Genomic DNA, 6,208 nt, shown 5'->3' on the forward strand with positions numbered 1-6,208 from the left:
GGCGCATAAGAGTGTCCGGGAGGGCGGCGTGCGATTGACGCGTCGGCCTCCATCAGGTCCAATCCGTTTCCGGCCCGTCCGCGAAAGGCACCCAGATGCGAATGCTCAACGCCCTGAGCCCCATCCAACTCAGCCGGAGGCTCTTCATCGCCGGCGGCGCGCTGGCGCTGACGGGCATCGGCATCCGCGCCACGCAGGCCAACGCGATCATCGGCAAGGCCGTCGAGATCACCGGCAATGTCAGCCGCCGGCAGGCGAACCGTCTGGAGGGCCTGAAGGCCGGCGCCAGCCTGATGGACCGCGACTTCGTCTCGACGGGCAAGGAAAGCTTCGCGGAACTCGCCCTCGGCGAGGATACCAGCCTCCTGCTCGGCAGCGAGACGGAACTCCTGATCGATACCTTCATCGCCGGCCAGGGCGGCACCATCGAGCTCGGCACCGGGCAGATGGTCTTCGACCGGCCGGAAGGCCTCGCCAAGATCGACCTCACCATGCGTACCGCCTTCGGCATGATCGGCGTGCGCGGCACGAAATTCTTCGCCGGCCCCAATCGCGGCGTCTTCGCCGTCTTCGTCGAGCACGGCCGCGTCGAGGTGACGGGCGGCGGCGTGATGAAGGCGGTCGGCCGCGGCGAGGGCGTCGAGATCCGGGCGCCGGGCGAGGCACCCGGCGCGGTCACGCAATGGGGCAAGGCCCGCATCCGCGAGGCCTATGCGAGCGTCGGCATCCGCTAATCCAGTGTGAAGAGCGCCATCGTGCCGAAGCCGCGGATCTCGTGGCTGCCGATAGCGCGCAGCGTCCGGACGGCCTCGCCGGCCGCGCGCGGGCCGACGCAGATCTGCGTGCCGAGGAACTTGTTGGCATCCTGCAGCCGTGCGGCGAGGTTCACCGCATCGCCGTGCGCCGTATAGTCGAGCTTACCGCCGGTCCCCACTTCCCCCAGCACCGCCATGCCCGTCTCGACGCCGATGCGCGTGCGGCCGAAATCCTTGTCGAGGAAAGCGGGGCGGCGGCGCATCTCCTCCGTCAGGGCGCGGATCTCGTCGGCGCAGGCGAGCGCCTTGTCGACATGCCGGTCGAGGTCGTCGGGCGCGTTGAAGAGCGCATGCACCGCATCGCCCACCACCTTGTCCACCATGCCGCCATGGCGCGCGACGAGGGCGTTCACCTCGGAGAAGTAGATGTCGAGCAGCCTGACGAGGTCATGCGGCCCGATCTTCTGGGCGAGCGCGGAAAAGCCCTCGATATCGGTGAAGAGCGCCGTCACCTGCCGCTCCTCGCCCGCCACGCGCTCGAGGTCGGGATTGTCGATATAGCGCGAGACGACGGATTGCGGCAGGTATTGCGCAAAGCGCAGGCGGGCCGTCGCCTCGGCGCGGCGCACATGGGCATATTGCAGGAGGCCGGTGACGAGCGCCGCCGTCGCCACGATCAGCGACATGCCGACCGCATCCGAAAGCAGCGCCGTGCGCAGATAGAGCAGCACGGACGCGCCGAAGACGAGGCCGATGAGGCCGATGCCGGCCATCGCCGCCCCGAGCGGCCGCAGCCGCGCCGCCGCGAGCGCCGCCGCCGCCCCGGTAAGGAAGGCAAAGCCGGCTTCCAGCGGCAGGAGCCCGATTTCCCGCGCCGGGATGCGGTCGGTGAGGATGGCGTTCGCCACGTCCGCATGGATCTGCACGGACGGTTCGAGGGTCATGGAGGCGCTGGTGCGAAGCCCGCCGAGATTGGGCAGGCTGCTGCCGATCAGCACCACCTTGCCGGCGATCCGCTCGGCCGGAACGCGCCCGGCAACCACGTCGCCGGCGGAGAAGGTGCGCGCGGCGATCGCCGCCGGTCCGCTCGCCACGAAGCGCAGGCTGCCGTCCTCGTCGAGCCGCAGGATGCGCGAATCCTGCCGCAGCCAGGCGGGATTGCCGCCGAGGACAGGGGTATGCGCGCCGGCCGCGAGCCGCGCGGCCTCCACGCCGAGCGCCGGATAGGCCGCATTGCCGAGAATGGCATAGGCCTGCACGCGGCGCACCACCGCATCCTCGTCGCCGACGAGGAAGGCGGCCGCCGCCGCGCTGGACCTGTCCTGCAGGAAGGCGCAGGAGCTTTCCGTTCCCTCGATGAACCAGAGGTCCGGCACGCCGACCGGCCGCTGCAGGGCGAGCTTGGGAACGGGATGCGGCGCGCCGTCCGGCGCCTCGCCGATCAGGAAGCCGAGCACCGTCGGCACCCGGCCGATGGCGCCGGCAAGGGCGGCATTGGCCGGCTCTTCCGCCGCGCAATCCGTGCTGAAGATGAAATCGAAGGCGACGGCCGCCGGCCTTGCCGCCGCAAGCCGGTCGACCAAAGCGGCCGTCTCGGCCCGCGTCCAGTCCTTGTTCGGCGCGCCCTGGAAGGCCTTGCGGTCGATGTCGACGACGACGATCCGGTCGCTCTGCACCGTCGGCATCGCCTGCGTCAACGCATCGAAGTAGGATTCGCGCTGGCGCTCCAGCGCCGTCTCGCCGAGGGCGAAAAGGGCGAGCGCGCCGGCAAGGCTGGCGGCGAGGCCAGCGGCAAGGGGCCTGTATCTCTTGGCGATCATCTGGTCGGCGGCCTATGCATCATCCGGCTCGGCAATGCCGTAGAGCCGGCCGACATGGCAATGGATGATGCCGTCGCTGCGGCGGATGGCGCCGGCCTCTTCCAGCACCAGGATGGAGCGGTTGATTTTCGGCCGGCTGGCGCCGAGGATGCCGGCGATCTCCGTCTGGCTCAGCGAAAGCTGGAGATTGGCGCTGTCGGGCAGTTCCTCGCCGTGGATGGTGCGCAGCGTCGCCAGGAAGAAGCGGGCGACGCGGGCGTCGAGATCGTAGAGCGCGATGGTCTCGAGTTGCTCCGTCGTCTCGCGCAGCTTGGTGCAGAGATAGTGGATGATCGCCTGCGCGGCGGCCGGGTGGCGCGCGATGAGGTCGAGGAAGTCGCGCTTGGCGATCACATAGCCTTCCGTGGCGACGGCCGCCGTGGCATCGGCCGAGCGCGGCTGGCCGTCGAGGATCGCCATCTCGCCGAGCACCGCGCCGGGCTCCAACTGGCGCAGTGACAGTTCCTTGCCCTGCGGCGTGATCAGCGAGAGCTTGATGCGGCCGGAAACGAGCGCGATGAGATAGGTGCCCTCGTCGCCGCGCTGGAAGATGACGGTGCCGGCCGGCCATTTGCGGTAGGTCGCAATAGCCGCGATCTCGCCGATCGTTTCCTTGCCGAACCCCTCGAAAATCGGAAAGGAACGCCAGAACGCAGCACTCCTGTTGATCTCGTTCATATCCGCTTTCCCCCGGCCGCTGACGGAGCGGGCACCTCGTGGGGAAATCTTCGCCCAGCCGCCGGGCGCTTGCAACAGAAAAGAGCGGCGTCCTGCGGCCGGTAGCGGATGGTGCGCTACCGGCAGATGCGCACCCGCTTGGTGACGATCCGGCCATAGGCGTCGGTCGTGCGGATGCGCTTTGTGATGCAGTTCTGCTGGTAGTGGCCGTAATAGCCCTCGCCACGGCCACCGGCTTTTCCGGAGGCGGTGAAGGCGAGGGTGACGGCGGCAAGGACAAGGATGGAAAGCAGGGGGCGCATGATGTCTCTGGAGGGGGAAGGGGAAGGGGGGATGCGAGAATGCGGGTCGCCTCCTTCTCGCACGAGGCGCGGTGCGTTTCTGTTCCGCGGGGAACAGGATATCGTTCACAAAAAGAGAACGATCTGTCTTCTGATTGCCCGGCTTCCTTGACGAATGAAAGCTGCTATCTGTCCGCCAACGCAAACACCGAAGCCTCAGGAGCTTTTCATGCCGCAGAACGCCGTCGTCCTCGTCGGACGCATCCTCCTCGCCCTCATGTTCATCACGTCGGGCTATCCGAAGCTGATCGATCCGTCGGGCACCGCCGGCATGATCGCCGGTGCGGGCCTCCCGGCCGCCACCGCGCTTGCTTATGTCGCCGGCCTCTTCGAGCTGGTCTCCGGCCTCTTCATCCTCGTCGGCTTCCAGACGCGCATTGCCGCCTATCTGCTCGCTGCTTTCAGCGTCTTCACCGCTCTCGTCTTCCACAGCGGCACGATCAACATTCCGGACTTCCCGGAAGGCGCAAACGGCCTGCTCACCGTCTTCAACGGCCTGATGATGTGGAAGAACATCACGATCGCCGGCGGCTTCCTCGTGCTCGCCGCCTTCGGCCCGGGCTCCATCTCGCTCGACGCCCGCCGCGCCGCGGCCTGAACGACAGCCATATTCTGATCCTCCAGAAACCCTTCCCGGCCCGCCGGGGAGGGTTTTTCCGTATCTGGGGCCGTGCATCCGCTGGAAAGCCGCCGCTCTTGCTGCTATGCGCAGGCAAAGACAGTCATGCGGGAGATGCCGATGTTTTCCAATTCCTTTCCGGACCGAGACGTGATGGCGGAGCTGATGGCCCGCATGCTGTGGGAGATCAAGGCGGTGCATTTCCGCCCGGAAGAGCCCTACAAGCTCGCCTCCGGCATGGCCTCGCCGGTCTACATGGACTGCCGCAAGCTGCTCTCCTATCCACGCATCCGCTCGGCCATCATGGATTTCGCCGCCGCGACCGTCACCCGCAATGCCGGCTTCGAGCGCTTCGACGTGATTGCCGGCGGCGAGACGGCGGGCATTCCCTTCGCTGCGCTCTTGGCCGACCGCCTCGGCCTGCCGATGATCTATGTGCGCAAGAAGCCGAAGGGCCACGGCCGCAACGCCCAGATCGAGGGCGTCATGGCGGAGGGCGCGCGCGTCCTCGTCATCGAGGACCTCGTGACGGTCGGCGGCTCCATGTTCACCTTCATCGACGCCATCCGCGCGGCCGGCGGCGTGGTGGAGCACGGCATGTCGCTGTTCTACTACGGCATCTTCAGGGAGGCCGAGGCACGCTATGCCAATGGCGGCGTCAGGCTGCACCACATCGCCACCTGGCGTGACGTGCTGGCCGTCGCCCGCAAGGAAAAGCTCTTCGACGACGCGACGCTCGCCTCCGTCGAGGCCTTCTTCGATGCGCCGCTCGCCTGGTCGGCGAAGAACGGCGGCGTCGCGGAACTGCCGACCGCATAAAAATCGCTGGCGCTTTCGGTTGTGATCGTTTAAATCGATTGAAATTCCGATTGGAGGATACCGGATGATCCTGTGTTGTGGTGAAGCGCTGATCGACATGCTGCCGCGGACGACGACGCTCGGCGAGGATGCTTATGCGCCCTATGCGGGCGGCGCGATCTTCAACACGGCGATCGCCCTCGGCCGCCTCGGCGTTCCGGCCGGCTTCTTCACCGGCCTTTCCGACGACATGATGGGCGACATCCTGCGCAAGACGCTGGGCGAGAGCGGCGTCGACTACAGCTATTGCGCCACGCTGTCGCGCCCGACCACCGTCGCCTTCGTCAAGCTGGTCGACGGCCATGCGACCTATGCCTTCTACGACGAGAACACCGCCGGCCGCATGATCACCGAGGCCGAGCTTCCGGTTCTCGGCGCGGATTGCGAGGCGCTGCATTTCGGCGCCATCAGCCTCATCCCGGAGCCCTGCGGCTCCACCTACGAGGCGCTGCTGGCGCGCGAGCACGAAAAGCGCGTCATCGCGCTCGACCCGAACATCCGCCCCGGCTTCATCCGGGACAAGGACGCCCATATGGGCCGCATCCGCCGCATGGCGGCCATGTCCGACATCGTGAAGTTCTCCGACGAGGACCTCGCCTGGTTCGGCCTTGAAGGTGACGAGGATGCGCTCGCCCGCCACTGGCTGCACCACGGCGCGAAGCTCGTCGTCGTGACGCGCGGCGCGGAAGGCGCGGTCGGCTATACGGCGGACCACAAGGTCACGGTGCCGAGCGAGCGCGTGACGGTGGTCGATACCGTCGGTGCCGGCGACACGTTCGATGCGGGCGTGCTCGCCTCGCTGAAGATGCAGAACCTGCTCACCAAGCAGCAGGTGGCAAAGCTCTCCGAAGACCAGATCGCCAGGGCGCTGGCGCTCGGCGCCAAGGCCGCCGCCGTCACCGTCTCCAGAGCCGGCGCCAACCCGCCCTGGGCAAAGGAAATCGGCCTCGCCTGAGAGGGTAAGCCTCTACAGCCTTCCCGCAAAAGAAAAGCAACGGTGTTAGGCGTCAAGCGCCGTTGCTCTATGCTCTCGCATTCTGGCGTTGAGAATGACGATCATCTTGCGCATGACGGCGACGATTGCGACCTTTCCCGGCT

At 67.3% G+C, this 6,208-nt stretch carries 7 protein-coding genes; 4 read left to right on the forward strand and 3 right to left on the reverse strand.

Annotated elements, in window-relative coordinates; genetic code table 11:
• The first annotated feature begins 113 nt into the window (after positions 1-113).
• Positions 114-734, forward strand: coding sequence for a FecR domain-containing protein (locus DSD28_RS16400; RefSeq protein WP_119257510.1), 621 nt, complete (start codon positions 114-116; stop codon positions 732-734).
• On the opposite strand, the gene DSD28_RS16405 is transcribed toward DSD28_RS16400, so the two are convergent.
• The 3 genes from DSD28_RS16405 to DSD28_RS16415 all read right to left on the reverse strand — a co-directional run bounded on the left by DSD28_RS16405 (position 731) and on the right by DSD28_RS16415 (position 3,594).
• The gene (locus DSD28_RS16405) at positions 731-2,572 is read right to left on the reverse strand and encodes a CHASE2 domain-containing protein (RefSeq protein ID WP_432430868.1); all 1,842 of its coding nucleotides are present in this window, start codon (positions 2,570-2,572) and stop codon (positions 731-733) included. The two genes, DSD28_RS16400 and DSD28_RS16405, sit on opposite strands and share 4 nt — an antisense overlap.
• 15 nt (positions 2,573-2,587) lie before the next feature.
• Positions 2,588-3,292 (reverse strand): Crp/Fnr family transcriptional regulator, encoded by a 705-nt coding sequence (locus DSD28_RS16410; protein ID WP_119257481.1) that lies wholly within the window; start codon positions 3,290-3,292, stop codon positions 2,588-2,590.
• A 116-nt stretch (positions 3,293-3,408) separates the two neighbouring features.
• Positions 3,409-3,594, reverse strand: a complete 186-nt coding sequence (locus DSD28_RS16415) for a hypothetical protein (protein ID WP_119257482.1) — start codon at positions 3,592-3,594, stop codon at positions 3,409-3,411.
• Between the two features lie 208 nt (positions 3,595-3,802).
• Between DSD28_RS16415 and DSD28_RS16420 the strand changes: the two genes are divergently transcribed.
• The 3 genes from DSD28_RS16420 (at position 3,803) to DSD28_RS16430 (ending at position 6,065) form a co-directional block, all read left to right on the forward strand.
• Positions 3,803-4,231 (forward strand): DoxX family protein, encoded by a 429-nt coding sequence (locus tag DSD28_RS16420; RefSeq protein ID WP_245424857.1) that lies wholly within the window; start codon positions 3,803-3,805, stop codon positions 4,229-4,231.
• A 141-nt stretch (positions 4,232-4,372) separates the two neighbouring features.
• Positions 4,373-5,071, forward strand: coding sequence for an orotate phosphoribosyltransferase (locus DSD28_RS16425; protein ID WP_119257511.1), 699 nt, complete (start codon positions 4,373-4,375; stop codon positions 5,069-5,071).
• Positions 5,072-5,135: 64 nt separating this feature from the next.
• Positions 5,136-6,065, forward strand: a complete 930-nt coding sequence (locus DSD28_RS16430) for a carbohydrate kinase family protein (protein ID WP_119257484.1) — start codon at positions 5,136-5,138, stop codon at positions 6,063-6,065.
• The last annotated feature ends 143 nt before the right edge of the window (positions 6,066-6,208 follow it).

Source organism: Shinella zoogloeoides, from assembly GCF_003574625.1.
Lineage (GTDB): Bacteria > Pseudomonadota > Alphaproteobacteria > Rhizobiales > Rhizobiaceae > Shinella > Shinella zoogloeoides_A.

What these genes read in the sequence shown, in the direction of transcription:
- DSD28_RS16430 (WP_119257484.1), top strand. Translation starts at nt 5,136, where the DNA reads ATGATCCTGTGTTGTGGTGAAGCGCTGATCGACATGCTGCCGCGGACG.
- DSD28_RS16420 (WP_245424857.1), top strand. Translation starts at nt 3,803, where the DNA reads ATGCCGCAGAACGCCGTCGTCCTCGTCGGACGCATCCTCCTCGCCCTC.
- DSD28_RS16410 (WP_119257481.1), bottom strand. Translation starts at nt 3,292, where the DNA reads ATGAACGAGATCAACAGGAGTGCTGCGTTCTGGCGTTCCTTTCCGATT.
- DSD28_RS16415 (WP_119257482.1), bottom strand. Translation starts at nt 3,594, where the DNA reads ATGCGCCCCCTGCTTTCCATCCTTGTCCTTGCCGCCGTCACCCTCGCC.
- DSD28_RS16425 (WP_119257511.1), top strand. Translation starts at nt 4,373, where the DNA reads ATGTTTTCCAATTCCTTTCCGGACCGAGACGTGATGGCGGAGCTGATG.